Raw genomic sequence first — 26,851 nt, 5'->3', positions numbered from 1 at the left:
ATGAATCTCCCCACGGGCGATCAGTTCGAGCTCGAGACGACCACGTCCACGGGCGACGTCCGCGCGACCGTCACCGCCGTCGCCGCGGGCCTGCGCTCGCTCACCATCAACGGGATCGACCTCGTCCCGTCGTTCGGCGAGGACCAGACGCCGCCGTCCGGTTCCGGAATCGTGCTCGTGCCGTGGCCGAACCGGATCCGCGACGGCGTCTGGCGGCACGGCGAGCAGACCCACCAGCTCGCGATCACCGAGCCGGCGCGGCACAACGCGATCCACGGACTGCTGCGCTACGCCGAGTACGTCCCCGTCGAGCAGGACCGCGACTCGGTGACGCTCGCGGCGACCATCTACCCGCAGCTCGGCTATCCGTTCCTGGTTCGAACCGCGGTGCGGTACGAGCTCGTGTCGGACGGGCTCAAGGTCACCCACTTCCTCGAGAACGTCGGCGGCGAACCCGCACCCGTCGCGGTCGGCACCCACCCGTTCCTGAAGATCGGCGGCGTGCCGACGGAGGACCTGGTGCTGCGGCTCGACGCCGCCAGCCACCTGGAGGTCGACGAGCGCCTGCTGCCGACGGGCGAGGTGCCCGTCGACGGCACCGAGTGGGACTTCCGCGATGGTCGTCGCGTCGGCGACGTCGATCTCGACGACGCCTTCGGCGAGGTCGCCTCGGTCGACGGCACGGTCGAGCACGTGCTCGTCGCGCCCGACGGCCGCTCGGTGTCGGTCTGGGCCGACGACGAGTTCGCCTACGTGCAGGTGTTCACGACCGACTCCTACCCCGGCGAGAGCCGGGCGATCGCCGTCGAGCCGATGACGGCGCCGGCCGAGGCGTTCAACTCCGGCAAGGGGGTGCGCTGGCTCGACCCGGGCGAGCAGTGGGAGCTGAGCTGGGGCATCCGCTTCGCCGGGTTCACCGCCGAGTGACGCCGACCGTGCGGGCGTCGCCGCCGCACGGTCGTCGCATCAGAAGGCGCAGCTGCCGGAGTCGACGCGCTCGCTGAGCGACGGCGCCTCGTCGGCGAGCGGCTCGAGGGTGCCGACCGGCACCGCGAAGCCGACGTTGTCGACGGTCTGCGACTTCGCGAACACCACGCCGCCCACCTCGCCGTCGCCCGTGAGCACCGGGCCGCCGGAGTTGCCGTGGTCGACCTCGGCCGCGAGCGTCACCACGTCGCGCGAGGTCGCATCGCCGTCGATCGAGATGGTGATCGGTCCGTTCGCCATAACCCGTGCGGCGCGCAGTTCGAGCGGGCCGCCGAAGGGGTAGCCGGCGACGGCCACGTCGGTCTCGGCGCCCGGCGCTTCGGCGATCTCGAGGGGGGCCACGTCGAGCCCCTCGACCGCGATGAGCGCGAGGTCGACCTCGGGATCGAACGCGACCACCCGCCCCGGGACCGGTCCGCGGCCGGGGGCCTCCACGATGGGCTCGGTGACGCCCGCGACGACGTGCGCGTTCGTGACGATGCGGTCGGGCGCGACGACGAAGCCCGACCCGGTGAGGTTGCCGCCGCACTCGAAGGCCAGGCCCGTGACCCTGACCACGGATGCCGCGGCCGCGTTCAGCTCGGGATCGTCGACGCCGCCCGACGGCAGCTCCGGCGCGACCGTCGGCCCGTCGAGCACGCCCGTGAGCCAGGGGATCGCCTCGCCGAACGCGGCGGTGCGGAGTTCGGCCATGAGCGTGCGCGCCGGCTGCGGCGTGACCTGTTCGATGCCGCGGACCACCCACGAGCTCGCGACCGCGGGGGAGACGACGGGCACGCCCATCGATCCCACGCCGGAGGCGACGAGCGCGATGACGAACGCCGTCACCATGGTGTTCACGATCGCGCCGAGCACGCGGTCGATCGGCCCGAGCTTCACGGCGTCGGCGCCGCGGCCGAGCGCCCGGCCGATCGCGCCGCCGATCGACGCGCCCGCGACGAGGAGCAGCACCGCGACGGCGATCGCGATCGGCGCCCGCCACTCGGGCGCGGCGACGAACGAGACGACCCACGGCATCGCGACGTAGGCGGAGATGCCGCCGGCGACGAGCCCGAGGAGCCCGCCGAGCGTGCGCAGCAGGCCGGCGCGCCATCCGTGCACGAGCGCGCCGACGAGGACGAGCACGAGCAGGATGTCGAGGACGAGGCTCCAGGTCATGCGGGGTCTGCTCCGATCTTCCGACGACCAGCCTGTCGCATCCGGCTCGGAGCCTGCTGAGGGCGCCGGGGCGGGAACGGCGACGACGGCCCCTCCCGCCGGGGAGGAGCCGTCGTGCCGGGTCGGCGTGCGTCAGCGACTACTGGGGCAGCAGCACCGAGTCGATGAGGTAGACGGTCGCGTTGGCCGTCATGACGCCGCCGCAGATGACGCTCGCGTCGTTGACCATGAGGTCGTCGCCCGACCCGGTCACCTCGACGGTCCCGCCCTGGACGGTGGTCTGCGTGCCCACGACCTCCTCGGGCGACAGCTGACCGGGCACCACGTGGTACGTGAGGATCGAGGTCAGCAGCGCGCTGTCGGTCTGCAGCGTCTCGATCGTGGCGGCGTCGATCTGCGCGAAGGCGTCGTCGACGGGCGCGAAGACCGTGAACTCATCCCCGTTCAGCGTGTCGACGAGGTCGACGTCGGGGTTGAGCTCGCCGGACACGGCCGCGACCAGGGTGGTCAGCAGCGGGTTGTTCGACGCGGCGACGGCCACCGGGTCCATCGCCATGCCCTCGACCGAGCCGGCACCGTCCGGCACCTGCTCGGCGTAGCCGGCGCATCCCGGCCCGACGAGGTTCGCCGCCGGGTCGGCCATGCTCTCCTCGGTCTCCATCGGCTCCTCGCTCATCGAGGTCTCGTCGTCGGTCGCGGCCTCGTCGGTCGTGCCGGCGCTGCAGCCGGCGAGTCCGAGCGCGGCGACGGCCACGATCGAGAACGCCGCCAGTGCGGTGCGGTGCGTGCTGCGCGTGGATCGCATCGGTCTCCTCCTTGGGTGTGGGCGACCCGCCTGCGGGGTCGTCGGGTGGGGTTCGGTGCGGCGCGGATGCCGGATTGGACGCGTCGCGGAATCCGGATCGATCCGGACCGTTCAGGGGGTCATCCCCACTGTTCGTCCAGCCGGGTTCGCCTAGCGTCGGATGCATGACGACGACATCCCTGCGTGCCGCCGCCGATTCCGAGCTCACGGGGCTCGCCGCGTGGGCGGTCGACCTGATGGAGACCCTCGGCGCGCCCGGCGCCGGGCTCGCGATCGCGCTCGAGAACCTCTTCCCGCCGCTGCCGAGCGAGGTGATCCTCCCGCTCGCGGGCTTCACCGCGAGCCGCGGCTCGTTCGGCCTCGTCGAGGTCCTCGCCTGGACGACCGCGGGATCCGTCGTGGGCGCGCTCGCGCTGTACCTCGTCGGCGCGCTGCTCGGCCGGGCGCGCACGCGCGCGCTGGTGAAGGCGGTGCCGCTGGTGGATGTCGCGGACGTCGACCGTACGGAGGCCTGGTTCGACCGCCACGGGCGGAAGGCGGTCCTCCTCGGCCGCATGATCCCGATCTTCCGGAGTCTGGTCTCCATCCCGGCCGGGGTCACGCGGATGCCGGTCGCGTGGTTCCTCGGCCTCACCACCCTCGGCAGCGTCATCTGGAACACCGTGTTCGTGCTCGCCGGTTACCTGCTCGGCGAGAACTGGCACGTCGTCGAGCCCTGGGCCGACGGCCTGCAGGTGGTCGTCATCGCGGCCGTCGTGCTCGCCGTGGCAGTGTTCGTCGGCAAGCGGGTCGTCCGGATCCGCGAACATCGCCGCCGCGTCTCGCGCGGCGAGGAGGCCCCCGGCGGCATCTGAGCCGGGGTCCTGCGTGATGCACCGCCGGAGTACTAGCGTGGTGCCGTGGCCGGCGGAGCCGTGCGGGACCGTGGTCGCATCGCCGGGATCCGACGGCGACGCGCCGGGGCTCCGTCATGATCCCCGTCACCGAGTTCGCGCGAAGCGGCGACGCCGATATCGCCTACAAGGTGGTCGGTGAGGGAACTCGCGACCTGCTTGTCGCGTTCCCGCTCGTCTCCAACGTCGACGTCTTCTTCGAGCTCTCGGAGAACGTCGAGCTCGTCGAGCGGCTCGCCGCGCTCGGCCGGGTGATCCTCTTCGACAAGCGGGGCGCGGGGATGTCCGACCGGGCGACCGCGCCGGTGGGCGTCGAACAACACTCCGACGACCTGGTCGCCGTGCTGAACGCGGCGGGCAGCACGCGTGCCGTGCTGCTCGGCTGGTTCGACGGCGGCGCCACGTGCCTCGTGACGGCGGCGCGCCACCCGCTCCGCGTCGAATCCGTGGTGGCGGCCGAGGTGCTCGCCAGGGGCCGACCGGCCGAGGGCTTCCCGTGGGGATTCGCGTCGCCGTTCGGCGAGGTGGCGATGCGCAAGCTCGTGACCATGGGCTGGGGCCAGAAGGCGATGGCGCGCATGATGGCTCCCGAATGGGCGGGCGACGCGAGGCTCATCGACTGGCTCACGCGGTACGAGCGCCTCTCCGCCCCACCGAGCGGTGCTGCCCGCGTGCTCGAGGACGCCCTCGACCTGGACATCCGAGATCACCTTCCCGACGTCACGGCCCCCGTGCTCGTGCTCCACGACCTCGGCTACCCCGGCCTCCCGACCGAGCCGTTCCGCTGGTTGGCCGACACCCTCTCCGACGGAAGGCTGAAGCTGGTCCGCCAGACTCCGGGAGCTCCGTTCGTCCTGCCGGGCGACGAGACGATCGACGAGATCGAGGAGTTCCTCATCGGCACGCGCAGTGGCGGGCGGCGCGAACTCGCGAGCATCGTCTTCACCGACGTGGTCGGCTCGACCGAGGAGCTCGCCGGCTCCGGCGATCGTCGATGGGGCAACCTGCTGGCCGCGCACCGGGACGCGGTCCGCCGCTCGATCACGACCTTCGGCGGGCGGGAGGTCAACACCGCCGGAGACGGATTCGTCGCGTCGTTCGCGCTTCCGTCATCTGCGCTCCGCTTCGCGGTGGAGGCGGTCGCGACCGCCGGCGACCTGGGCCTGGGCCTCCGCGCCGGGGTGCACTGCGGGGAGGTGCTCGTACGAGACGAGGACATCGTCGGCATCGCGGTCCATGTCGCCGCTCGGGTCTCCGCCCTCGCGGGCAGCGGAGAGGTGCTCCTCACCGACACCGTCCGCGTGCTCGTGGAGGGCTCCGGGATGGAATTCCGATCCGTCGGCGAGCACTCCTTGAAGGGCGTACCGGGTCACTGGTCGTTGTACCGCATCGAGGCGGGGCCCCGATGATCCCCGCGACACGGTACGCGTCCCGGAACGGCGTCGACCTCGCGTACAAGGTGTTCGGCGAGGGCGACCGCGACATCGTGCTCGCGTTCGCGTTCATCTCCAACGTCGACGTCTTCTGCGAACTGCCCGAGCACCTCGAGTTCATCGAGCGACTGCGGGGGCTCGACGCCCGGGTCATCCTGTTCGACAAGCGCGGCACCGGGCTCTCCGACCGCGGGGGCCTCGACGCGACCGTCGAGGACCATGCCGACGACCTGAGGGCGATCCTCGACGCCGCGGGCAGCACCCGCGCGTCGATCATCGGGTGGTTCGACGGTGGGGCGACCGCGATCGTCACCGCCGCACGTCATCCCGAGCGCATCGAATCGGTCATCGCGTACGAGGCGCTCGCCGTCGGCCACGCCGACGAGGGATTCCCCTGGGCGATCGATGCCACGTGGATCGCGAGTCTCATGGCTGGCCTCGAGCCGTCGGAATGGGGCCGGGGACTCGTCGTCCGGCAGTTCTGGCAGGCGGATGGCGCGGATCGGCTCGTCGCGTGGTGGGAGCGCTACGAGAGCATGTCGGCGACGCCGAGCGCCGCGCGGCGGCTCGCCGAGGCGATCGCGGCCGTCGACATCCGGCCCCATCTCGCGTCGGTGCGAGCCCCCGTGCTCGTCCTGCACGACACCGCGCTCGACGCGATCGAGGAGGCGCCCATGCGGTGGCTGGCCGATGCCCTGCCCGGTGGCCGGTTGCAGCTCGTCCGGCGATCCTCGGCGCTGCCCGCCGTCCTCCCCGACAGCGCGCTCGTCGACGAGATGGAGGAGTTCCTCACGGGGACGCGCAGCGGCGGGCACCGCGACGTGCTCACGACCGTCTTCACGGACATCGTCGGGTCGACGGCCGCGCTCGCCGAGGCCGGCGACGAGCGCTGGCGCAGCATCCACGCCGCGCACGACGACGCGCTGCGACGCTCCATCGCCAGGTTCTCCGGGTCGGAGGCGAACACGACCGGCGACGGCATCGTCGCGACCTTCCCGCTCCCGTCGTCGGCCCTGCACTTCGCCACCCAGGCCCTCGAGTCGGCCGCCGCGCTCGGCCTCGAGTTGCGCGTCGGCGTGCACGCGGGCGAGCTCATCGTGCGCGGCGACGACCTCATCGGGCTCGCCGTGCACGCGGCGGCCCGCATCTGCGCGATCGCCGAGCCCGGCCGCATCATGGTGAGCGACGCGGTCCGCGTCCTCCTGCTCGGCCTCCCGTTCGCGTTCGAGGAGGCGGGGGAGCACGAGCTCAAGGGCGTGCCGGACCGATGGCGGCTCTGGTACTGCGTCGACGGGCCGGATGGCGCCGTCGCGCCCCCGAGCTGAGCTCCCGCCGCATCGGCGCGTCGCCGGTCCAATCCCCGGTGCGCACCGCACCGAATCACCGTCGACCCTCCCCGCACCGCAGGAGCACCGCATGACCCTCGTCCAGGCACCGCGCCGAATCGCGTACCGCGCCGCGCACACGGCAGCGGGACGACGACCCGGGCGGTCTGTCATGCTGGGACTCGTGACGGACGGCGAGCTCGAGCGCGCGGCATCCGCCCCGACCCTCGACGACCTGCTCGTCGCGACCGGCTCGGGGGACCGGGCCGCCTTCGGCGACCTCTACGATCGCACCGCCGCCCGCATCTTCGGGCTCGTGCGCCGCGTCGTGATCGACCCCGCCCAGGCCGAGGAGGTGGCGCAGGACGTCTTCCTCGAGGTGTGGCAGACCGCACCGCGATTCGACCCCGGTCGCGGCTCGGCGATCTCGTGGATGTTCACGCTCGCGCACCGTCGCGCCGTCGACCGCGTGCGGTCGGCCCAGTCTGCGCGGGACCGGGACGCGCGGATCGGCGCGCGCGACCTCGACGTCCCGGTCGACAGCGTCGCCGAGGCCGTCGAGGTCCGGCTCGACCACGAGCGCGCGCGGGTGGCGCTCGCCGAGCTCTCCGACCTGCAGCGCGAATGCGTGACGCTCGCCTACTACGGCGGGCTGACCCAGTCCGAGATCGCCGAGCGGCTCGACGTCCCGCTCGGCACCGTGAAGACCAGGATGCGCGACGGCCTGATACGACTGCGCCGCGTGATGGGGGTGAGCGCATGACCGAGCCCGAGTTCCCCGAGCGTCCGGATCCCGACGACCTGGACGCCCTCCTCGCGGCCTACGCGCTCGACGCCGTGACCGACGAGGAGCGCGCCGTCGTCGAGGCGCGACTGGCCGAATCGCCCGAACTCCGTGCCGAGCTCGCCGGTCACCGTGCCGCGGCGGACGCGCTCGCCGAAGCGGTGCAGCCCGTGCCGCCCCCGCCCGCACTGAAGGCGTCGATCTTCGACCGGCTCGACGGGGTGGAGCAGGTTCCCGCGCCCGCGGCGCCTGCGCCCGCCGCCCCCGCGCCTGCCGCCGACCCGGTCGTCGAGCGACGCGAGCCCGCGGCATCCGCCAGCGGACGCGCCGATCGCGAGGCGCGCCGGCGCTGGTTCCAGCGACCGGGTGCGATCATCGCCGCTGCGGCGGCCGCCGTGCTCGTCGTCGCGGGAGCGATCGTGGGCGTGAACTGGCCGGGACCCGCGGGGTGGGGTGCACAGCGCGAGGTGCAGGCGATCGCGTCGGCGCCCGACGCCGAATCCACCACCGTGACCTCGGCGGAGGGCGGCGAGGTCACGATCGTCTGGTCCGAGGAGCTCGGCCGGTCGGCCGTCCGCGCCTCCGACCTGCCCGACGTCGGCGCTGACTCGACCTACGAGCTCTGGTACATCGACGAGGCCGGCGCCACACCCGCCGGCACCTTCGACCCCGACGACGGCGAGGCCTTCGTCGTGCTCGACGGCGTCTTCACCCCCGGGGTCGTCGTCGGCATGACGGTCGAACCGGCCGGCGGCTCCGAAGCGCCCACGACCGAGCCGATCGTCGTCGTCGAGACCTGATCCGGTCGGTTAGGGTCTGATGGGGCCGCGCCCCACGACCACCACCCCGACGACGAGGAGTGACGCATGCGCATCGGCATGTTCCTGGGCTATGCCGGCGGATTCCGCGAGGCCGCGGACGAGGTCGCCGAACTCGAGCGCGCAGGCGTCGACCTGGTCGTCGTTCCCGAGGTCTACTCGTTCGACGCGGTGAGCCAGCTCGGGTTCCTCGCGGCGCGCACCAGCCGGATGACCCTCATGAGCGGCATCCTGCAGCTCTACACGCGCACGCCCTCGCTCACCGCCATGACCGCCGCGGGCCTCGACTACGTCTCGGAGGGACGCTTCGAGCTCGGCATCGGCGCCTCCGGTCCGCAGGTCATCGAGGGCTTCCACGGCGTGCCCTACGATGCTCCGCTCGGCAGGATGCGCGAGATCGTCGACGTGTGCCGCATGGTGTGGCGCCGCGAGCGCGTCGTGCACGAGGGCCGCAACTACACGATCCCGCTGCCGGCCGACCGGGGCACGGGCCTCGGCAAGCCGCTCAAGCTCATCAACGAGCCCGTGCGCGAGCGCATCCCGATCACGATCGCCTCGCTCGGCCCGAAGTCGGTCGAGCAGACGGCCGAGATCGCCGAGGGCTGGCTGCCGATGTTCTTCCACCCCGAGCGAGCCGCCGACGTCTGGGGCGCCTCGCTCGCGACCGGGCGCGCGCGCCGCGACCCGGAACTCGGGGAGCTCGACGTGTTCGCGAGCCCCGCGCTCGCGATCACCGACCGCACCGAGCTGGTCGAGGCCGCGATCGCGGCCGTGAAGCCGAACCTCGCGCTGTACATCGGCGGGATGGGCGCACGCGGGAAGAACTTCTACAACGACCTCATCGCGAGCTACGGCTACGCGACCGAGGCCGAGCGCATCCAGGACCTGTACCTCGACGGCCGGCGCGAGGAGGCGATCGCGGCCGTGCCCGACGAGCTCGTGCGCGCGATCTCGCTCATCGGCTCGCCCGCGGAGGTCGCCGAGCGCGTGGCGGCGTTCGCGCGCGCCGGGGTCACGACGCTGAACGTCGCGCCACTCGGGCGCGATGCGGGGGAGCGCCTGGCGCTGATGTCGGGGCTCCGGCGCATCGTCGGCTGAGCCGGCGCGCCCGGGCAGTGCCGGGGGCCGGGCCGGCGAGCGGTGCCGCCCTGCCCGAGCAGCGCCGGGGCGCGACGCGATGCGTCGATACGCCCGCATCGCCCTCGCGTCGACTCCCCAGTTCGAGGGTGTTCCCCGTACCGCGCCGCGGACGTACGCTCGGTGCACCGCACGTGGCAGTGCGGAAGGGGACACCTGGGGAGGAGCCGCCGCGTCGGGGCATCGAGGCCCTCCACGTCCTCGATCCCCCACGGCGGTGCCCGGTCCGCCGGTCGCCGCGACACGCCGGTCGCGTGGCATCATGGTGCCGACCGGGGGAGCACGCCCGCTCCAGCGGACGGGGAGGTCGGATGGCCCGCAGTGATGCCGTCGACGCGATCGTGGTCGGATCCGGTCCCAACGGGCTCGCCGCGGCCGTGACGCTCGCTCGCGCCGGACTCTCCGTGCGCGTCTTCGAGGCTGCGGCCGAACCGGGAGGCGGCTCGCGCACCGCCGAGCTCACCCTCCCCGGATTCCGGCACGACGTGTGCTCCGCGGTCCACCCGATGGCGCTCGCGTCGCCGTTCTTCCGGGCGTTCGGGCTCGACCGGCGGATCGAGATCCGCGTCCCCGAGCTCTCGTTCGGCCACCCGCTCGACGGCGGGCGCGCCGGCATCGCCTGGCGCGACCTCGATCGCACCGCGGAGGGGCTCGGCCGCGACGGCCGAGCGTACCGGCGCCTGCTCGCGCCGCTCGTCGCGCACGAGGGGGCCGTGACCGAGTTCACGGGGTCGACGCTGGTGCGCGTGCCGCGCCATCCGCTCGTCGCCGCGCGCTTCGGACTGCGCGCGCTCGAACAGGGGACGCGCGCCTGGAACGTGCGGTTCCGCGAGGACCTCGCGCCCGCGATGCTGACCGGCGTCGCGACGCACGCGATCCGTCCGCTGCCGAGCCTCGGGACGGCCGGCGCGGGGCTGGTGCTCACGATGCACGCGCACGCGCGCGGGTGGGCGATCCCGGTCGGCGGCAGCGGTGCGATCGTGGCCGCGCTCGTCGACGACCTCGTCGCGCACGGCGGCGAGGTGGTGACGGATGCCGCGGTCGACGACCTCGCGGCGCTGCCGCCGGCGCGCGCCGTCGTGCTCGACGTGACGCCGCGGGCGCTCGCACGTCTCGCCGGCGACCGGCTGCCGGCTCGGTACCGACGGACGCTGCGGCGCTTCCGCTACGGGAACGCCGCAGCCAAGGTCGACTTCGCGCTCGCCGGCCCGGTGCCCTGGGCGAACCCGGACCTCGCCGCGGCGGGCACGCTGCACCTCGGGGGGTCGCGGGAGGAGATCGCCGCGAGCGAGCGCGACGTGTCGCAGGGGCGCCATCCGTCGTCACCGTACGTGCTGGTGTCGCAGCCGTCGACGCTCGACGACACGCGCGCGCCCGGAGGGCGCCACGTGCTCTGGACGTACACGCACGTCCCCTCGGGTTCGACGCTCGACCCGACCGAGGCCGTCACCCGGCAGGTCGAGCGCTTCGCACCCGGCTTCCGGGACCTCGTGCTCGCCTCGTCGTCGCGCTCGGCCGAGCAGATGCAGGCCGAGAACGCGAACTACATCGGCGGCGACATCGCCTCGGGAGCGCCGTCCCTCGCGCAGCTGGTACGCCGCCCGGTGCTCTCGCCCGATCCGTGGCGCACGCCGCTCGACGGCGTCTACCTCGCGTCGGCCTCGACACCCCCCGGCCCGGGCGTGCACGGCCTCGCCGGCTGGCACGCGGCCACGAGCGCGCTGCGCCACGAGTTCGGCCTCGGGATGCCACGGCTCGCGCCGTGATCCGGTGGGCCCCGTCGGGCTCGAACCGACGACCTACGGATTAAAAGTCCGCTGCTCTGCCAACTGAGCTAGAGGCCCCCGTCCAGACTACCCCGGCGACCGTGGTCACTTCGGCGGCGTCGAGCACGATCGGACAGCGATGTCGTCGGGCACGCATACGTTCGTCTCGACCTCGCGAAGGGACAGCCCGTGAAGACCTGCTCGACATGCCGACGCGAGCTCGCCCTCTCGGAGTTCAACCTGCGATCGAGGTCCGCCGACGGCCGGCAGTCCGTCTGCAGATCGTGCAATGCGGCGCGCGCGCGCCGGTACTACACCGAGAACCTCGAGAAGCACCGCAAGGCGGTCTCCGAGCAGGTGGCGAAGACCCGTGCGGCGCATCTCCAACGGATCGGTGCCTACCTGCTCGAGCACCCGTGCGTCGATTGCGGTGAAGCCGACATCCGGGTGCTCGACTTCGACCACCGCGTCGGGACTCGCAAAGTGGCCGAAGTGATGAAGCTCGCGAAGGCGGCGTATTCGTGGGAGCGCGTCGCGGCCGAGATCGCGAAGTGCGATGTGCGCTGCCGGAACTGTCACGCGATCGCGACGTACCAGCGGATCGGTTCCGACTGGCGGTCCGCCGTCCTTCGCGCTGCGCAGGCGACGAGTCCAGCGGAGTGAACAGCCGGTGTTCGTCGATTCCGCCGAGGGCGGAACCCGCCGCCGAGCGGAGCGGTTCCCAAGCTGCCGGGGTATCGTGTCCGCGATGACCGCAGACTTCCACCGCCCCACGCGCTTCCCGCCGCGCATGTTCGAGGGCTATCTCGGCGCCGAGGACCCGGCGTACGTGAGCCGCGTCGCGCACGACACCGCGGCCGCGGTGCTCTCACGGGTGCGGGCCGATCCCGACCCCGAGGTCGTCCGGCGCCTCGTGTCGTACACCGACGAGCACGGCATCGACGCGATCGCCGAGCTGTGGTCGCAGGCATCGCCGAAGAGCCTGCCCGGCGCGCTCTGGCGCATCTACCTGCTGCGAGCCATGATCCGCCAGGACGCGCAGGGCGTGAGCCTCGCGTTCCAGCGCGGGACCGAGGTCTCGCACACCATCGACCCCGTCGTCGCCGGTGCACCGACGCCGGCGGGCCCGGCCGAGGTGCGCGAACTCGCCGACACGATCCTGCGGGGGCTCTTCTCCGGTGACTTCGCGGCGGCCCTCGAGCGCGCCACGGCGTTCTGCCGGGTCGCCGCGGCCGGGTTCGCGAGCCTGGCCGACGACGCGGATGCCGCGGACGCCGTGCACCCCGACCGGCCGGGCATGCTCACCCAGCGTGCCCTGCGCCTCTCGGCGCTCGGCGAGGAACTCGCCGCATGCGCGCGCCTCTGGCGCCACGACAGCCTCGACTGACGCGACCCGGACGCGGGGAATAGACCCGCCGCCGGCCTCGTTTAGACTGTTCGTGGCCGGTCGCAGTAACCCCGGGCTCCAATATTCGCCGCTTCGAGCGGCCTCGCGCCGAGAGGCGTTCTGCGGCCGGCCTCTTGCTTGCGCGCTCGCCTTCGCCGCCACGGCGCGGCCCTCGTGAGCGCGGCCGCGGCCCGCGCGGCGTAGCATCGAGGAATGGCCGACACCGTCTCGTTCCTCGTCGACCCGCTGCCCGCCGGTGCGTCGGCGGAGTTCCTCGAGGCGTCCTTCCGCGAGATCGAGCCGGGCTCGGGCGCGCTCGCGGTCAACGACCTCGCGCCGCACCGCGGCGACGGCGTCTTCGAGACCCTCGCGGTCGTCGACGGCCACGTGCAGGAGGTCGAACCGCACCTCGCGCGACTGGCGAACTCGGCCCGCCTCACGGAGCTGCCCGAGCCGAACCTCGAGCAGTGGCGGCTCGTCATCCGCCGCGCCGCCGAACGCGTCCCGGCGGAGGGCGAGTTCGCGGTGAAGATCGCCCTGAGCCGCGGCGTCGACCCGGGCACGACACCCACCGGGTGGGTGCACGTGACTCCGGGCGCCGACTTCACCGCGGCGAGAGAGCGCGGCATCCGCGTCATCACCCTCGACCGCGGCGTGTCCCGCGGCGCGGGGGAGCGGGCGCCATGGCTGCTGCTCGGCGCCAAGACCCTGAGCTACGCGTCGAACATGGCCGCCATCCGCGAGGCGAAGCGCCGCAGCGCCGATGACGCGGTCTACATCTCCTCCGACGGATTCGTGCTCGAGGGGCCCACGTCGAGCCTGATCGCGCGCCTCGGCGACGAGTACGTCACGCCGCCTCCGGCCGCCGGCATCCTGCACGGCACGACCCAGCGCAGCATCTTCGCGCACCTCGAGGACCAGGGACGCCGGGTCGCGTATCGCGACCTGACGCTCGACGAGCTCAGGGCAGCGGATGCCGCGTGGCTGGTGTCGAGCGTGCGCATGGCCGCGCCGATCGCCGAAGTCGACGGCGCGCCCCTGCCCGTCGATGCGGAGACGACGGCGGCACTGAACGCCTACCTGCTGAGCCCGCGCGACTGAGTGCAGGGGCTGCCGCCCGACGCGGTCGCGCCGCAGCGACGACACGGCCCGGTCCCCGCGCGGGGACCGGGCCGTCGTGTGCCGGAGCCGGGATCAACCGAAGCGGCCGGAGACGTAGTCCTCCGTGGCCTTCTCGGTCGGGTTCGAGAAGATCGTCGTCGTCTCGTCGTACTCGATGAGCTTGCCCGGCTTGCCGGTGCCCGCGATGTTGAAGAACGCGGTCTTGTCGGAGACGCGCGAGGCCTGCTGCATGTTGTGGGTCACGATGACGATCGTGTACTCCTGCTTCAGTTCCTCGATGAGGTCCTCGATCGCGAGCGTCGAGATCGGGTCGAGGGCCGAGCACGGCTCGTCCATGAGGATGACCTCGGGCGAGACCGCGATGGCGCGCGCGATGCAGAGACGCTGCTGCTGCCCGCCCGACAGGCCCGAGCCGGGACGGTCGAGGCGGTCCTTGACCTCGTTCCAGAGGTTCGCGCCCTGCAGCGAGGTCTCGACGAGGTCGTCGGCGTCGGACTTCGAGATGCGCTTGTTGTTGAGCTTCACGCCCGCGAGCACGTTCTCCCTGATCGACATCGTCGGGAACGGGTTGGGGCGCTGGAAGACCATGCCGACCTGACGACGCACGAGCACGGGGTCGACGTCGGGGTCGTAGAGGTTGTTGCCGTCGATCAGCACCTCGCCCTCGACGCGCGCGCCCGGGATGACCTCGTGCATGCGGTTCAGGGTGCGGAGGAACGTGGACTTGCCGCAGCCCGACGGACCGATGAACGCCGTGACGCTCCGCGGCTCGATCTCGAGGGAGACGCCCTCGACGGCCAGGAACTTGCTGTAGTAGACGTTCAGGTCTCGGACTTCGATGCGCTTGGACACTTCGGTTCCTATCTGGGGGTCAGCGACCGTACTTGGGCGCGAAGATCCGCGCGACGAGTCGGGCGACGAGGTTCAGCACCATGACGATGAGGATGAGCGTGAGGGCGGCCGCCCACGCGCGGTCGAGGTACGCCTCGGGCGGGTTCCCCTGGTTGGCGTACTGGGTGTAGACGAAGACGGGCAGCGACTGCATGCGCCCCTCGGTCATGTCGTAGTTCATGCTGTTCGTGAAGCCGGCCGCGATGAGCAGCGGTGCGGTCTCGCCGATGACGCGGGCGATCGAGAGCATGATGCCGGTGGTGATGCCCGCGATCGAGGTGGGCAGCACGACCTTGACGATGGTCAGCCACTTCGGCACCCCGAGGGCGTATGCCGCCTCGCGGAGCTCGACCGGGACGAGCCGCAGCATCTCCTCGCTCGAGCGGACGACGACCGGGATCATGAGCACCGCGAGGGCGACCGCACCGGCGATGCCCGTTCGGGTGCCCGGGCCCCAGAAGATCGCGAAGAGCGCGTAGGCGAAGAGGCCCGCGACGATCGAGGGGATGCCCGTCATGACGTCGACGAGGAACGTGATGCCCCGGGCGAGCCGGCCGCGACCGTACTCCACGAGGTAGATCGAGGTCATCAGGCCGATCGGGATCGAGATCAGCGCGGCGGTGCCGGTCATCAGCAGCGTGCCGATGATCGCGTGCAGCGCGCCGCCGCCCTCGCCCGTGACGTTGCGCATCGAGTAGGTGAAGAACTCGGCGTCGAAGCGATTGAGCCCGAGCGTGACGACGGTGATCACCAGCGAGACGAGCGGCACCATCGCGATGAGGAAGGCGCCCGTGACGAGGGCGGTGACGAACCGGTCGGTCGCACGCCGCGAGCCTTCGACGATGCGGGAGAGCAGCGTGATCGTGGCGACGTAGAACAGGGCTGCGACGACGAGAGTGCCGACCCAGTTGAACTCGGCGCCCGCGAACGCGATGACCGCGAAGAGGCCGGCCGACACCACGAGGCTCGCGCCGAGCACCATCCACGAGGCGCCGTTGGGCAGCTTGCCCGCGGTGAGCGAGTTGCTGACCGGCGCCGCCGCGGGGCTGCGGGTCTCGGGAGGGGTGATCGTCGTGGTCATCAGTTCGCTCCCGAGAACTCGGCACGGCGAGCGACGATCCAGCGGGCGATCGCGTTCACCGCGAAGGTGACGATGAAGAGGATGAGGCCGGTCGCGATGAGCACGTTGACGTTGATGCCGTACGCCTCCGGGAAGCTCAGCGCGATGTTCGCGGCGATGGTCGACGGGTTCACCGACGTGAGCAGCTGGAAGGTCACCGCGCCGGTCGCGGAGAGCACCATGGCCACGGCCATCGTCTCGCCGAGCGCACGGCCGAGGCCGAGGACGGCGGCGGAGATGATGCCCGGGCGACCGAACGGGAGGACCGCGGTGCGGATCATCTCCCAGCGGGTGGCGCCGAGGGCGAGCGCGGCCTCCTCGTGGAGCACCGGGGTCTGCAGGAAGACCTCGCGCGAGATGGCCGTGATGATCGGCAGGATCATGACCGCGAGCACGATCCCCGCGGTGAGGATGGTGCGGCCGGTGCCTGAGACCGGGCCGGCGAAGAGCGGGAACCAGCCGAGGTTGTCCACGAGCCAGGAGTAGAGGGGCTGGACGGCCGGGGCGAGGACTCCGATGCCCCAGAGGCCGAACACGACGGAGGGCACGGCGGCCAGCAGGTCGACGATGTAGCCGAGCACGGACGCGAGCCGTCGCGGCGCGTAGTGGGAGATGAAGAGCGCGATCCCGATCGCGATCGGCAGGGCGATGATCAGCGCGAGTGCCGCCGCCCAGATCGTGCCGAAGACGAGGGGGCCGACGTACACCCAGAAGTTGGTTTCGAGGATCGACGCGTCCTCGCTGTCGGCGAAGAATGCCGGGATGCTCTGGACGATGAGGAACGTCGCGACGGCGGCGAGCGTGACGAGGATCATCGAGCCGGCGAAGACCGCCGACTTGGAGAAGACGCGGTCGCCTGGGCGCTGCTTCGCCCGGATCGGCGCGGCTGCGGTGGTCATTCGGGAGATCCTCCGGTCGAGATACGGGGAACACGGCCGTGCCCGGCCCGGTGCTCCGGATTCGGAGCACCGGGGCCGGGCACGATCGTCATTACTGGATCGAGTCGATCGCAGCCAGCGCCTGCTCGCGCAGGTTGTCCGAGATCGGAGCGGAGCCTGCGGCCTCGGCCGAGACCTGCTGGCCCTCCTCGCTCGCCATGAACTCGAAGTAGGCCTTCACGAGCTCGACGTTCTCGGGCTCGGCGTACTCCTGGCAGGCGATCTCGTAGCTGACGAGCACGACGGGGTAGGCGCCGCTGTCGGGCGTGCGGTCGAGCTCGAGCGAGAGGTCGCCGTCGGGGCGGCCCTCGACGAACGGCGACGCGTCGACGATCGCCGCCGCAGCCTCCGGCGAGTACGGAACGAACTCGTCGCCCACGCCGACCGCGACGGTGCCCAGCCCCTCGGCGCGCGACGCGTCGGCGTAGCCGATCGTGCCCACGCCGTTGGTCACGGCGTCGACGACGCCCGAGGTGCCCTGGGCGGCCTCACCGCCCTCGAACGGCCACTCACCGTCGGCCTCCCAGGTCCACACGTCGGGTGCGGCCGAGTAGAGGTAGTCGGTGAAGTTCTCGGTCGTGCCCGAGTCGTCGGAGCGGTGGACCGGCGTGATCGCCTGGTCGGGCAGTTCGACGCCCTCGTTCGTCGCGGCGATCGCCTCGTCGTTCCAGTTGGTGATCTCACCCGCGAAGATGCCGGCGATCGTGGCCGGGTCGAGGTCGAGGCTGTCGACGCCCTCGAGGTTGAAGATCACCGCGATGGGCGAGATGTAGAGGGGGAGCTGGATGATCGACGAGTCGGGAGCGCACTTGGCGAAGCCGCCCGCGGCGAGCTCCTCGTCGTTGAACGCACGGTCGGAGCCGGCGTAGTCGCTGGCGCCCTCGAGGAACGTGTCGCGACCCGCTCCTGATCCGGTCGGGTCGTAGTTGATGGTGACGTCGGGGTTCTCCGTCTGGAACGCGGCGATGAGGGCCTGCTGCGAGGCATCCTGGGCCGACGAGCCGGCCCCGATGAGGTTGCCGGAAAGCGTCGACTCCGAGCCGGTGTCGCCGCTGTCGGCCGTCTCTTCGTTCGCGGCGCAGGAGCTGAGCGCGAGAGCCGCGGTCATGGCGATGACGGCGGGCGCGCCGAAACGCTTGAGGTTCACGTGATTCCCTTCCGGGGGTTGTGTGCAGGAAGTGGGGCCGGGTGCCGACCCGCCTGCGACGCTAACCAGCGTGCGTGACGAGCGTCCCCCACGACGGTGAACAGAAGGTGAACGGGGGCTTTCGGAGCGGATGCCGCAGCTGGGAATCGTCGGGGATCCGCTGGGAGTCCGCGGAGGACTACGCGACGGGCGCGTGCGTCTCGATCGCGATGATGCCCGACGACGGGTTGGTCGACGACAGGTGCACGACGCTGAACGCGCCGACCTCGAGGCTCGCGGCATCCGTCACGTAGGAACCGAGCGGCGTGCCGGTCGCGAGCGCGATCTCGCGCATGATCTCCGGCATCACCGGACCGTGGCCGCAGATGACCGCCGTCTTGCCGACGCGCACGCGCTTGCCGATGACCCGCCGGACCTCGTCGTTGCCGGCCTCCCACGCGTCCTGGCTGATCCCGTCGTCGCGCTTGACGGGGATGCCCGTCTTCGCCGACAGCGGCGCGACCGTGGTCACGCACCTGACGGCGGGGCTCGAGACGATCTTCCTCGGCCGCCAGGCCAGGACCGTGCCGACGAGCGCCGCGGCCTGCTGCACGCCTCGCTCGACGAGCGGCCTGGCCGTGTCCGGCCCCTTCCACGACGAGCGGGCCTGCGCCTTGCCGTGCCGGAGCACGATGAGCGCGAACGTCTGCGTCACGCCCTGCTCGACGAGCGCCGCGAAGTTGTCGAGGATCTCGCGGTCGGGCTCGTAGGTGAGGTAGCCGCGGGCGCGCTTGACGGGCACCCACTCGAGCGCGGCGATCTCGGCGTTCGGCCGGAAGGTCGACGCGAGGATCGCCTTCTCGGTCACCTCGGCCGCCCAGTAGTGCACGATCTTCTCGCGGCCGCTCGGCAGGGGGTACCGGGAGACGCCCACCGGGACGCCCAGTGCGACCGACAGCCCGGTCTCCTCCGCGATCTCGCGGACCGCGGTCTGCGGCAGCGTCTCGCCGGGGTCGACCTTCCCCTTGGGGATCGTGACGTCGCCGTGGACGGTGCGGTGCACGACGAGCACGTTGATGCGCCCGTCGATGACGCGCCAGCAGACCGCGCCTGCCGCGTAGACGGCGGTGGCGACCTGGCTCATCGACGAGCCGCCCGGGAGGCGCGTTGGGCGACGCGCTTGCTGCGCTGGGCGACACGTTGGATGCGGAGGTGCTGCAGGTCGTCGAGCGGGCGGCCCGCGTCATCCGTCGAGTGCCTCGTCCAGGTGCCGTCGCCGGCGAGCCACCAGGATCCGGTGCGTTCGTCCATCGCCTCGTCGAAGAGGCCGGCGATCGCGGCCAGGTGGTCGGGATCGGTCAGCCGGACGAGCGCCTCCACGCGGCGGTCGAGGTTGCGGTGCATCATGTCGGCCGAGCCGATGTAGGTCACGGGGTCGCCGCCGTTGCGGAAGGAGAAGATCCGCGAGTGCTCGAGGTAGCGGCCGAGGATGCTGCGGACCGTGATGTTCTCGCTCAGGCCGGGGATGCCGGGCCGGAGGCTGCAGATGCCGCGCACCCAGATCTCCACGGGCACGCCGGCGTTCGACGCGCGGTACAGCGCGTCGATGATCGCCTCGTCGACCATCGAGTTGACCTTGATGCGGATGCCGGAGGGCCTGCCCTCCTGCGCGTTCCGGGTCTCCTCGGCGATGAGCTTCAACAGGCCCTTCCGCAGGTGCAGCGGCGCGACGAGCAGCCGCTTGAACTTCTTCTCGATCGCGTAGCCCGACAGTTCGTTGAACAGCCGGGTGAGGTCCTTGCCGACCTGGTCGTCGGCGGTGAGCAGGCCGAGGTCCTCGTAGATGCGGCTGGTCTTCGGGTTGTAGTTGCCGGTTCCGATGTGGCTGTAGTGCCTGAGCCCGGTCTTCTCCTGGCGGATGACGAGGGCGAGCTTGCAGTGCGTCTTCAGCCCGACGAGCCCGTAGACCACGTGCACGCCGGCCTTCTCGAGCTTCCGGGCCCACGTGATGTTGGCAGCCTCGTCGAAGCGCGCCTTGATCTCGACGAGCGCGAGCACCTGCTTGCCCGACTCCGCGGCGTCGATCAGCGCCTCGACGATCGGGCTGTCGCCCGACGTGCGGTAGAGGGTCTGCTTGATCGCCAGCACGTCGGGATCGGCGGCGGCCTGCTCGAGGAACGCCTGGACGCTCGTCGCGAAGGACTCGTACGGGTGGTGCAGCAGCACGTCCTTCTCCGCGACCGCGGCGAAGATGTCGGCCGACCGGTTCGGCTCCGACGGCTGCAGCTGGGGGTTCGTGGTGGGCACGTGCGTGGGGTAGTGCAGCTCGGGCCGATCGATGCGCGCGAGGTCGAACAGGCCGCCGAGGTCGAGCGGCGACGGCAGGACGTAGACCTCCTGCTCCGTGACATCCAGCTCTCGGACGAGGAGGCCGAGCGTCACCTCGTCCATGTCGTCGGAGATCTCGAGGCGGATCGGCGGGCCGAACCGGCGGCGCAGCAGCTCCTTCTCGAGCGCCTTGATCAGGTTCTCGGTCTCGTCCTCCTCGATCTCGACGTCCTCGTTGCGCGTCACGCGGAACACGTGGTGGTCGAGCACCTCCATGCCGGGGAAGAGATCCCCGAGGTGGTTCGCGATGAGCTCCTCGAGCGCGATGTACCGCGCGTCCTCGACGGTCTCGGTCGGGTCCACGCGGACGAACCGGGGCAGCATCTGGGGCACCTTCACGCGCGCGAACTCCTGGCGGCCGGTGCGGCTGTTGCGCACGCGCACCGAGAGGTTCAGCGAGAGTCCCGAGATGTAGGGGAACGGGTGGGCGGGATCGACCGCGAGCGGCATGAGCACCGGGAAGATCTGCGTGCTGAAGTAGTTGTGGAGGTGCTCGCGGTGCGCTTCGTCGAGCTCGCCCCAGGAGACGATGCGGATGCCGGCTTCGGCCAGCGCCGGCTTGACGAGCTCCTGGTACGCGGCGGCGTGCCGCGACTGCAGTTCGTGCGCCTTCTGCGAGATGTCGGCGATCACCTCGTGCGGGGTGCGCCCGACGTTCGTCGGGACCGCGAGCCCCGTGTTGATGCGACGCTTGAGGCCCGCGACGCGGACCATGAAGAACTCGTCGAGGTTCGACGCGAAGATCGCGAGGAAGTTGGCGCGCTCGAGCACGGGCAGCCGCGGGTCCTCCGCGAGCTCCAGGACGCGCTGGTTGAACGCCAGCCAGCTGAGCTCGCGATCGAGGTAGCGTTCGGCGAGGAGCTCCGGGGCGCCGTCGATGTCGAGCGGCTCGAAGTCGTCGTCGAAGTCGCTCGCCGTGCGGTCGTCGTCGAGGGTGCTCTCCGCAGTCATCCACACATCATGCCACCGGGCTGCGACGCGGTGGTGAAGCGCAGGTCACCGGGCGGTGACGTTCGCGTCCTGCTCGTCCTCCTCGTGGACGTTGAACCGGTAGCCCACGTTGCGGACGGTTCCGATCAGGCTGTCGAGATCGCCGAGCTTGGCCCTGAGGCGACGGACGTGCACGTCGACGGTGCGGGTGCCGCCGAAGTAGTCGTACCCCCAGACCTCGCTGAGCAGCTGCTCGCGGGTGAACACGCGCGACGGGTGGGCCGCGAGGAAGCGCAGCAGCTCGAACTCCTTGTAGGTGAGGTCGAGGGTGCGACCGTGCACCTTCGCCGAATAGCTGGCCTCGTCGATGACGACGCCCGACGTCTGGATGCGCTCGGCGGGCTGGGCCGCCTGCGCGCGCCCGAGCGCGAGCCGGATCCGCGCATCGATCTCGGCGGGGCCCGCCTGCTCGAGGATGACGTCGTCGACGCCCCAGTCCGAGGACACCGCGGTCAGCCCGCCCTCGGTCACGACCAGGATGAGCGGGACCGAGAGCCCGGTGGTGCGCAGGATCTGGGCGAGCGCCTTCGCGCCCGCGAGGTTGGTCCTGGCGTCGAGGAAGACGAGGTCGGCCTCGGGCGCGCGCACCAACTGATCGGGTGACGCCGGAATCACGCGCACCCGATGCGTCAGGAGAGACAGGGCCGGGAGAACGTCTTCGTTTGCTGCCGGCGTCAGGATCAGCAGCTGCGCCACGCACACCCTCCAGTAGTAAGGTGCGGTCAATACTACGGGACGGCGGACGGCCGGCGATGGACACGGGGACGCACATGACGCAGGACGACGCGGAGGCACCGGCGACGGGGCTCGCACGGTGGGCCGTGCCGGCCGTCTGGCTCATCTCCCTGATCGGCACCGCGGTCGTCGTCGGGCTCGCCTGGGCCGGTACCTCCGACTGGTTCCACGACTCCGGTCCGTACGCCGCGCTGGGGGTCCTCGGCATGGTGTTCGCGGCATCCGTCATCGCGGCGCTGCTGCTGCAGCTCGCCTCGCGACGACCCCACGGGTACGTCGGCCGGGTGAGCGCGTCGATCGCCGGCGCCGTCGTCCCGGTGGCCGTCGGGGCGCTCGCGCTGCTTCCGGTCGTCGGCTGAGCACCGGGTAGACTCGCACCATGTCCTCGCTGCTCGCGCTCGAACTCTTCTTCATCGGCCTGCTCGGTCTTGCGAGCCTCACCATCGCGTGGATCAGCGGCGTCGTCGTCTACAAGCTCTTCAAGGGGCAGCGCTAGACCGTGATCGAACTGCCGGTCGACCTCCCCGCGGAGCTCGTTCCGCTCTCCTGGCTCATCGGGGTCTGGGAGGGTTCCGGCGTGATCGACTACGCCATCGGCGACGGTTCGGTCACGCACGAGTTCGGGCAGCGCGTGAGCTTCAGCCACGACGGCCTGCCGTACCTCAACTACACGTCATCGACGTGGCTGTTCCCGTCGACGGATGACGGCGAGCCCACGCCGCTCTCAGCGGAGACCGGCTACTGGCGGCTCGCCCGCCCGCTCGGCGAGGGCGACCCGGGCCCGGCCATGCTGCCCGCGGTCGGTCCGACCCGGTTCCCCGACGCGGAGTCGGTCGAGACCCTGCGCAACGGCAACGGCGGCTTCGACCTCGAGGTCTCGATCGTGCACCCCGGCGGAGTGAGCGAGCTGTACCTCGGCCAGGTCAAGGGGCCGCGCATCGACCTCGCCACCGACGCCGTCATGCGCACGGCCGGAGCGAAGGAGTACGCGGCGGCGACGCGCTTGTACGGCCTGGTCGAGAACCACCTGCTGTGGGCGTGGGACATCGCCGCGCTCGGACAGGACCTGCGCACGCACGCGTCGGCCCGCCTCGCGAAGGTCGACTGATGACCGGTTCGCCGTTCCTCGCCCTGCCCGGCGCGGTCGCCGGGGATCCGCCCGACGAGGGCGTCGCCGCCCACTACGGCAATCCGATGGTCGAGCAGCGCCGCCTCGAGGCGGGTCGCGCGATCGTCGACCTCTCCCACCGCGGCGTGCTGACGGTGTCGGGCCCCGACCGGCGGTCGTGGCTGAACTCGATGGCCAGTCGCGCACTCGACCACCTCGCGCCGGGCGAGAGCGCCGAGGCGCTGTTCCTCGACGCGTCCGGCCACGTCGAGCACGCCGTGCACGTCGTCGACGACGGCGAGCGCACCTGGCTCGTGCTCGAGGGCGACGCGGCGCCGGCGCTCGCGACCTGGCTCGACCGCATGCGGTTCATGCTGCGCGTCGAGGTCGCCGACGCGTCCGAATCCCACGCCGTCGTCGGGGGGATGCCGCGGGGCGACGACTTCCCGGTGGAGCTCCCCGTCGGCGCCCTCGTCTGGCGCGATCCGTGGCGGCAGGTGCTGCCCGACGGCTACGGCTACGCTCCCGAGGCCGGTCACGCCGGCGCCGACTGGCGGTACGCCGAGGCGATCGTGCCGCGCGAGTCTCTGCCCGAGCTCGCCGCCTCGGTCCGGGGCGGCTCGGTCGAGGTCGCCGGTGCGCTCGCGCTCGAGGCCCTCCGCCTGGCCGCCTGGCGGCCGCGATTCGCGACCGAGGTCGACGAGCGCACGCTGCCCCACGAACTCGATTGGTTGCGGAGCGCGGTCGACCTGAACAAGGGCTGCTACCGCGGTCAGGAGACGGTCGCCAAGGTCGTGAACCTCGGCCGCCCGCCGCGTCGTCTCGTGATGCTGCACCTCGACGGCAGCGACACCGTCCTGCCGAAGCGTGGAGACGCGGTTCTCGCCCTGAAGGTCCGACCCGAGCCCGCGCCGGGGGAGGAGCCCGAGCGCCGGGTGGTCGGCGCCGTCACGTCGGCGGCCATGCACCACGAACTCGGTCCGATCGCGCTCGCCGTCGTCAAGCGGGCCGTGCCCGTCGACCTCGAACTCATCGTCGAGAGCCACGGCATCGACGTCGCGGCCGCGCAGGTCGAGGTCGTTCCTGCCGGTGCCGCTGCGGCCGTCGACGTGCCCCGCCTGCCGAGGCTCGGCATCCGGCCGTGACCCGGTCGCCCGGCGGGGCGACCCGCCTGGCCGTTCGATACGGGCGATTGCGCGACTCCCTGCCCGCCATCCTGCAGATCACGGTCACGGCGATCGCGGCGTACTCCTTCTCGCTGTTCGTCGTGGGGCACGAGCAGCCGCTCATCTCCGCTCTCGTGGCGATCACGTCGCTCGGGTTCGTCCGCGACGCGCGCCCCATCCGGGTGCTCGAGACCGTCGTCGCCATGACGCTCGGCATCGCGCTCGCCGAGGGACTCCTCCTCGCGGCGGGCAGCGGGATCTGGCAGTACGCGCTCGCCCTGGCGGTCACGCTCGCGGTCGCCCGCTTCCTGTCGGGCAACGCGTCGTTCGCGATCGCGGCGGCCGTGCAGTGCTCGCTCGTGATGCTCGTGCCGGCGCCGGAGGGCGGCCCGTTCGTCCGCACGCTCGACGCCGTGGTCGGCGGCGTGTTCGCCCTCCTCGCGACCGCCGTCATCCCGCGCGATCCGCGCCGCACGGCGCTCCGCGACGGGCGACGGCTGCTCGACGAGCACGTCGCGGTGCTGCTCGAGCTGGCGGGCGCGCTGCGCGAGGGCGGGGCGGATGCCGCGGGGCGCGCGCTCTCGCGTGCGCGCGCGACGCAGCCGCTCGTCGAGGCGTGGACGTCGAGCGTCGACTCGGGCATCGCCATCGCGCGGCTCTCGCCCGTCGTGCGACGGGCGCGGTTCGACCTGGAGCGGCAGCGAGCGATGCTCTCGGGCGTCGACCTCGCCACGAGGAATCTCCGCATCGTGGCCCGCCGCATCGAGTGGAGTCTCCGCGACGGACGCTCGCGCGGCGCCGTCGCCGACGTCGTCGCGCGGATCGCCGTCGCCGTGGAGGTGCTCGACGAGTCGCTGCGCGACGTCTCGCAGCAGCCGATCGCGAGGCAGGGCTTCGCCGAGATCCTGCGACACCTCGATCCCGTCGCGATCCTGCCCGACGGCCCGCAGGGCGATCGGAACACGCTCGCGGCGCTGCGCCCGTACCTCGTCGACCTGCTCACCGCGACCGGGCTCGACCTCGAGGAGGCGCGGGCGATGCTGCCCGGCGAGTGAGCGAGGGGCGGCCGCGCGACGACCGACCGCGCGGATCAGCCGGGCGCGACGGCGTCCCAGTCGAGCGTGACCTCGCCGAGGCGCCAGCGCCGCACTCCGTCGTGGACGGGCCAACCCGCCTCGCGGAGCTCGCGGACGACCGCGATCCATCGTTGCGACGGACCGTACACCGACAGCGGTGCGTGCACGCGCCAGCCCCGGTCGAGCGCGGCGAGCAGCTCGTGCACCCGCTCGCCCGGCACGTTCCGGTGGATCAGCGCCTTCGGCAGGCGCTCGGCGACCACGGACGGCACGTCGAGCCCGGTGAGGCGGAGGCTGATCGTGAACGTGCGGGCGCCGGCATCCGTCACGCCCGCCCAGCTCGCGACCCGGCCGACCTCGTCGCACGTCCCCTCCACGAGGAGGCCGCCCGGCGCGAGCCGCCCGGTCATGCGGGCCCAGGCGTCGGCGACCTCCGCCTCGTCGTACTGGCGCAGCACGTTGAACGCGCGGATCACGGCCGGTGCCCGCCCGTCGGGAACGGGCACCTCGAAGCCGCCGAGGCCGAACGCCACGGGCAGGTCGTCCGCGAACGGCGTGCGGCCCGCGCGCACGTCGGCGAGCTGCGCGTCGGCGGTCCGCACGCGCGTCGGGTCGATCTCGAGCCCGAGCACGCGCACGTCGGGGCGAGCGCGGCGGAGTCGCGCGGCCAGCTCGAACGCCGTCACCCCGCTCGCCCCGAACCCGAGGTCCACGACGAGCGGGTCGGCCGCACGTCGGAGCTCCGGCTGCTCGGCGATCCAGCGGTCGACCCGGCGCAGGCGGTTCGTGTTCGTCGTCCCGCGCGTGATGGATCCGACCGGCATGCTCCCAGTGTCGCAGCCGCGGCGACCACGCGGCATCCGTCACCGGTCGCTCGCCGCGCCACGCGGCATCCGTCACCTGACGACCCCGCCCGTGGCGGGCTCCGACCTCGCCGCTAGGCTGGAGCGCATGGTCTACACCCTCGTGCTGCTGCGCCACGGCCAGAGCGACTGGAACCAGAAGAACCTGTTCACCGGATGGGTCGACGTGCGACTCAGCGACCTCGGTCGCTCCGAGGCCAGGCGCGCCGGCGAGCTGCTCGTCGAGAAGGACGTGCTCCCCGACGTGCTGCACACCTCGGTGCTCACGCGGGCGATCCAGACGGCCGAGATCGCCCTCGAGGCGGCCGACCGATCGTGGATCGACGTGCGACGCTCGTGGCGGCTCAACGAGCGCCACTACGGCGCGCTGCAGGGACTCGACAAGGCCGAGACCCTCGAGAAGTACGGCCAGGAGCAGTTCATGCTCTGGCGCCGCTCGTTCGACACGCCGCCGCCGCCCATCGCCGACGACAGCGAGTGGTCGCAGGTCGGCGACCCCCGCTACGCGAACCTGTCCGACGATGAGATGCCGCGCACCGAGTGCCTGAAGGACGTCATCGCGCGCATGCTCCCGTACTGGGAGTCCGACATCATCCCCGACCTGAAGGACGGCAAGACGGTGCTCGTCACCGCGCACGGCAACTCGCTGCGCGCGCTGGTCAAGCACCTCGACGGCATCTCCGACGACGACATCGCGGAGCTCAACATCCCCACGGGCATCCCGCTCGTCTACGAGCTCGGCGACGACTTCATGCCGACCAGGCCCGGCGAGTACCTCGACCCCGAGGCCGCCGCCGCGGGCGCCGCCGCGGTCGCCGCCCAGGGCAAGAAGTAG

At 72.0% G+C, this 26,851-nt stretch carries 26 protein-coding genes and 1 tRNA gene; 16 read left to right on the top strand and 11 right to left on the bottom strand.

The window, feature by feature from the left end; genetic code table 11:
- Nucleotides 1–927 carry an aldose 1-epimerase family protein gene (locus ACULK2_RS13150; RefSeq protein ID WP_445968317.1) on the top strand — a complete coding sequence of 309 codons (927 nt, stop codon included), beginning with the start codon at nt 1–3 and terminating at the stop codon, nt 925–927.
- A gap of 39 nt (nt 928–966) precedes the next feature.
- Here the strand turns inward: ACULK2_RS13150 and ACULK2_RS13145 are convergent, their stop codons facing one another.
- Nucleotides 967–2,145, bottom strand: coding sequence for a MarP family serine protease (locus tag ACULK2_RS13145; protein ID WP_445968316.1), 1,179 nt, complete (start codon nt 2,143–2,145; stop codon nt 967–969).
- A gap of 139 nt (nt 2,146–2,284) precedes the next feature.
- On the bottom strand, nt 2,285–2,950 hold the full coding sequence (locus tag ACULK2_RS13140) for a fasciclin domain-containing protein (RefSeq protein WP_445968315.1): 666 nt from the start codon (nt 2,948–2,950) through the stop codon (nt 2,285–2,287).
- A gap of 164 nt (nt 2,951–3,114) precedes the next feature.
- On the opposite strand from ACULK2_RS13140, the gene ACULK2_RS13135 reads away from it, so the two are divergent.
- From ACULK2_RS13135 to ACULK2_RS13105, 7 genes are all read left to right on the top strand, one after another.
- Entirely contained in the window at nt 3,115–3,804 is a 690-nt protein-coding gene (locus ACULK2_RS13135; protein WP_445968314.1) for a DedA family protein, read from the top strand.
- Between the two features lie 116 nt (nt 3,805–3,920).
- Entirely contained in the window at nt 3,921–5,252 is a 1,332-nt protein-coding gene (locus ACULK2_RS13130) for an adenylate/guanylate cyclase domain-containing protein (protein WP_445968313.1), read from the top strand.
- Nucleotides 5,249–6,601 carry an adenylate/guanylate cyclase domain-containing protein gene (locus ACULK2_RS13125; protein ID WP_445968312.1) on the top strand — a complete coding sequence of 451 codons (1,353 nt, stop codon included), beginning with the start codon at nt 5,249–5,251 and terminating at the stop codon, nt 6,599–6,601. Before ACULK2_RS13130 ends, ACULK2_RS13125 begins: the two co-directional genes overlap by 4 nt.
- A 172-nt stretch (nt 6,602–6,773) precedes the next feature.
- Nucleotides 6,774–7,364 carry an ECF RNA polymerase sigma factor SigK gene (gene sigK, locus ACULK2_RS13120; RefSeq protein WP_445968641.1) on the top strand — a complete coding sequence of 197 codons (591 nt, stop codon included), beginning with the start codon at nt 6,774–6,776 and terminating at the stop codon, nt 7,362–7,364.
- Complete coding sequence (locus tag ACULK2_RS13115; protein WP_445968311.1) at nt 7,361–8,185, top strand: anti-sigma factor; 825 nt, start codon at nt 7,361–7,363, stop codon at nt 8,183–8,185. Before sigK ends, ACULK2_RS13115 begins: the two co-directional genes overlap by 4 nt.
- 66 nt (nt 8,186–8,251) lie before the next feature.
- A complete protein-coding gene (locus ACULK2_RS13110; protein WP_445968310.1) occupies nt 8,252–9,301 on the top strand; it encodes an LLM class F420-dependent oxidoreductase in 1,050 nt (349 codons plus the stop codon).
- A gap of 350 nt (nt 9,302–9,651) precedes the next feature.
- The gene (locus ACULK2_RS13105) at nt 9,652–11,106 is read left to right on the top strand and encodes a phytoene desaturase family protein (protein ID WP_445968309.1); all 1,455 of its coding nucleotides are present in this window, start codon (nt 9,652–9,654) and stop codon (nt 11,104–11,106) included.
- Between the two features lie 5 nt (nt 11,107–11,111).
- Here the strand turns inward: ACULK2_RS13105 and ACULK2_RS13100 are convergent.
- Nucleotides 11,112–11,184, bottom strand: a tRNA-Lys gene (locus tag ACULK2_RS13100).
- A gap of 111 nt (nt 11,185–11,295) precedes the next feature.
- Here ACULK2_RS13100 and ACULK2_RS13095 point away from each other — a divergent pair.
- The 3 genes from ACULK2_RS13095 to ACULK2_RS13085 all read left to right on the top strand — a co-directional run bounded on the left by ACULK2_RS13095 (nt 11,296) and on the right by ACULK2_RS13085 (nt 13,594).
- Nucleotides 11,296–11,769 (top strand): hypothetical protein, encoded by a 474-nt coding sequence (locus ACULK2_RS13095; protein ID WP_501044928.1) that lies wholly within the window; start codon nt 11,296–11,298, stop codon nt 11,767–11,769.
- Between the two features lie 85 nt (nt 11,770–11,854).
- Nucleotides 11,855–12,493: a DNA-directed RNA polymerase subunit beta gene (locus ACULK2_RS13090; protein WP_445968307.1), complete on the top strand. Its 639-nt coding sequence runs from the start codon at nt 11,855–11,857 to the stop codon at nt 12,491–12,493.
- Between the two features lie 213 nt (nt 12,494–12,706).
- Nucleotides 12,707–13,594, top strand: coding sequence for an aminodeoxychorismate lyase (locus tag ACULK2_RS13085; RefSeq protein WP_445968306.1), 888 nt, complete (start codon nt 12,707–12,709; stop codon nt 13,592–13,594).
- A gap of 93 nt (nt 13,595–13,687) precedes the next feature.
- Here ACULK2_RS13085 and pstB read toward each other — a convergent pair whose 3' ends face one another.
- The 7 genes from pstB to ACULK2_RS13050 form a co-directional block, all read right to left on the bottom strand.
- Nucleotides 13,688–14,467, bottom strand: a complete 780-nt coding sequence (pstB, locus tag ACULK2_RS13080) for a phosphate ABC transporter ATP-binding protein PstB (RefSeq protein WP_445968305.1) — start codon at nt 14,465–14,467, stop codon at nt 13,688–13,690.
- 19 nt (nt 14,468–14,486) lie between these two features.
- Nucleotides 14,487–15,587 carry a phosphate ABC transporter permease PstA gene (pstA, locus tag ACULK2_RS13075; RefSeq protein WP_445968304.1) on the bottom strand — a complete coding sequence of 367 codons (1,101 nt, stop codon included), beginning with the start codon at nt 15,585–15,587 and terminating at the stop codon, nt 14,487–14,489.
- Complete coding sequence (gene pstC, locus ACULK2_RS13070) at nt 15,587–16,525, bottom strand: phosphate ABC transporter permease subunit PstC (protein WP_445968303.1); 939 nt, start codon at nt 16,523–16,525, stop codon at nt 15,587–15,589. Before pstC ends, pstA begins: the two co-directional genes overlap by 1 nt.
- Before the next feature lie 91 nt (nt 16,526–16,616).
- On the bottom strand, nt 16,617–17,711 hold the full coding sequence (locus tag ACULK2_RS13065; RefSeq protein WP_445968302.1) for a phosphate ABC transporter substrate-binding protein PstS: 1,095 nt from the start codon (nt 17,709–17,711) through the stop codon (nt 16,617–16,619).
- 178 nt (nt 17,712–17,889) lie between these two features.
- On the bottom strand, nt 17,890–18,834 hold the full coding sequence (locus tag ACULK2_RS13060; protein WP_445968301.1) for an NUDIX hydrolase: 945 nt from the start codon (nt 18,832–18,834) through the stop codon (nt 17,890–17,892).
- Nucleotides 18,831–21,029 (bottom strand): RNA degradosome polyphosphate kinase, encoded by a 2,199-nt coding sequence (locus tag ACULK2_RS13055; RefSeq protein ID WP_445968300.1) that lies wholly within the window; start codon nt 21,027–21,029, stop codon nt 18,831–18,833. Before ACULK2_RS13055 ends, ACULK2_RS13060 begins: the two co-directional genes overlap by 4 nt.
- A 45-nt stretch (nt 21,030–21,074) precedes the next feature.
- Nucleotides 21,075–21,764 (bottom strand): response regulator transcription factor, encoded by a 690-nt coding sequence (locus tag ACULK2_RS13050; protein ID WP_445968299.1) that lies wholly within the window; start codon nt 21,762–21,764, stop codon nt 21,075–21,077.
- A gap of 74 nt (nt 21,765–21,838) precedes the next feature.
- On the opposite strand from ACULK2_RS13050, the gene ACULK2_RS13045 reads away from it, so the two are divergent.
- From ACULK2_RS13045 to ACULK2_RS13030, 4 genes are all read left to right on the top strand, one after another.
- Nucleotides 21,839–22,162 (top strand): hypothetical protein, encoded by a 324-nt coding sequence (locus tag ACULK2_RS13045; RefSeq protein ID WP_445968298.1) that lies wholly within the window; start codon nt 21,839–21,841, stop codon nt 22,160–22,162.
- A 140-nt stretch (nt 22,163–22,302) separates the two neighbouring features.
- On the top strand, nt 22,303–22,911 hold the full coding sequence (locus ACULK2_RS13040) for a nitrobindin family protein (RefSeq protein ID WP_445968297.1): 609 nt from the start codon (nt 22,303–22,305) through the stop codon (nt 22,909–22,911).
- Nucleotides 22,911–24,056 (top strand): CAF17-like 4Fe-4S cluster assembly/insertion protein YgfZ, encoded by a 1,146-nt coding sequence (ygfZ, locus tag ACULK2_RS13035; RefSeq protein WP_445968296.1) that lies wholly within the window; start codon nt 22,911–22,913, stop codon nt 24,054–24,056. The genes ACULK2_RS13040 and ygfZ overlap by 1 nt, the downstream gene beginning before the upstream one ends.
- Complete coding sequence (locus tag ACULK2_RS13030) at nt 24,053–25,132, top strand: FUSC family protein (RefSeq protein WP_445968295.1); 1,080 nt, start codon at nt 24,053–24,055, stop codon at nt 25,130–25,132. The genes ygfZ and ACULK2_RS13030 overlap by 4 nt, the downstream gene beginning before the upstream one ends.
- A gap of 35 nt (nt 25,133–25,167) precedes the next feature.
- Here the strand turns inward: ACULK2_RS13030 and ACULK2_RS13025 are convergent, their stop codons facing one another.
- The gene (locus tag ACULK2_RS13025) at nt 25,168–25,977 is read right to left on the bottom strand and encodes a class I SAM-dependent methyltransferase (RefSeq protein ID WP_445968294.1); all 810 of its coding nucleotides are present in this window, start codon (nt 25,975–25,977) and stop codon (nt 25,168–25,170) included.
- 127 nt (nt 25,978–26,104) lie between these two features.
- On the opposite strand from ACULK2_RS13025, the gene ACULK2_RS13020 reads away from it, so the two are divergent.
- Nucleotides 26,105–26,851 carry a phosphoglyceromutase gene (locus ACULK2_RS13020; protein ID WP_445968293.1) on the top strand — a complete coding sequence of 249 codons (747 nt, stop codon included), beginning with the start codon at nt 26,105–26,107 and terminating at the stop codon, nt 26,849–26,851.

It is taken from the genome of Agromyces molybdatiresistens, assembly GCF_052748445.2.
This window is presented reverse-complemented; position numbering and strand designations above follow the sequence as displayed.

Bases quoted from the DNA above. Each gene is read 5' to 3' on its own strand.
- ACULK2_RS13150 (WP_445968317.1), top strand. From the start codon at position 1: ATGAATCTCCCCACGGGCGATCAGTTCGAGCTCGAGACGACCACGTCC.
- ACULK2_RS13145 (WP_445968316.1), bottom strand. From the start codon at position 2,145: ATGACCTGGAGCCTCGTCCTCGACATCCTGCTCGTGCTCGTCCTCGTC.
- ACULK2_RS13140 (WP_445968315.1), bottom strand. From the start codon at position 2,950: ATGCGATCCACGCGCAGCACGCACCGCACCGCACTGGCGGCGTTCTCG.
- ACULK2_RS13135 (WP_445968314.1), top strand. From the start codon at position 3,115: ATGACGACGACATCCCTGCGTGCCGCCGCCGATTCCGAGCTCACGGGG.
- ACULK2_RS13130 (WP_445968313.1), top strand. From the start codon at position 3,921: ATGATCCCCGTCACCGAGTTCGCGCGAAGCGGCGACGCCGATATCGCC.
- ACULK2_RS13125 (WP_445968312.1), top strand. From the start codon at position 5,249: ATGATCCCCGCGACACGGTACGCGTCCCGGAACGGCGTCGACCTCGCG.
- sigK (WP_445968641.1), top strand. From the start codon at position 6,774: ATGCTGGGACTCGTGACGGACGGCGAGCTCGAGCGCGCGGCATCCGCC.
- ACULK2_RS13115 (WP_445968311.1), top strand. From the start codon at position 7,361: ATGACCGAGCCCGAGTTCCCCGAGCGTCCGGATCCCGACGACCTGGAC.
- ACULK2_RS13110 (WP_445968310.1), top strand. From the start codon at position 8,252: ATGCGCATCGGCATGTTCCTGGGCTATGCCGGCGGATTCCGCGAGGCC.
- ACULK2_RS13105 (WP_445968309.1), top strand. From the start codon at position 9,652: ATGGCCCGCAGTGATGCCGTCGACGCGATCGTGGTCGGATCCGGTCCC.
- ACULK2_RS13090 (WP_445968307.1), top strand. From the start codon at position 11,855: ATGACCGCAGACTTCCACCGCCCCACGCGCTTCCCGCCGCGCATGTTC.
- ACULK2_RS13085 (WP_445968306.1), top strand. From the start codon at position 12,707: ATGGCCGACACCGTCTCGTTCCTCGTCGACCCGCTGCCCGCCGGTGCG.
- pstA (WP_445968304.1), bottom strand. From the start codon at position 15,587: ATGACCACGACGATCACCCCTCCCGAGACCCGCAGCCCCGCGGCGGCG.
- pstC (WP_445968303.1), bottom strand. From the start codon at position 16,525: ATGACCACCGCAGCCGCGCCGATCCGGGCGAAGCAGCGCCCAGGCGAC.
- ACULK2_RS13060 (WP_445968301.1), bottom strand. From the start codon at position 18,834: ATGAGCCAGGTCGCCACCGCCGTCTACGCGGCAGGCGCGGTCTGCTGG.
- ACULK2_RS13055 (WP_445968300.1), bottom strand. From the start codon at position 21,029: ATGACTGCGGAGAGCACCCTCGACGACGACCGCACGGCGAGCGACTTC.
- ACULK2_RS13045 (WP_445968298.1), top strand. From the start codon at position 21,839: ATGACGCAGGACGACGCGGAGGCACCGGCGACGGGGCTCGCACGGTGG.
- ygfZ (WP_445968296.1), top strand. From the start codon at position 22,911: ATGACCGGTTCGCCGTTCCTCGCCCTGCCCGGCGCGGTCGCCGGGGAT.
- ACULK2_RS13025 (WP_445968294.1), bottom strand. From the start codon at position 25,977: ATGCCGGTCGGATCCATCACGCGCGGGACGACGAACACGAACCGCCTG.
- ACULK2_RS13020 (WP_445968293.1), top strand. From the start codon at position 26,105: ATGGTCTACACCCTCGTGCTGCTGCGCCACGGCCAGAGCGACTGGAAC.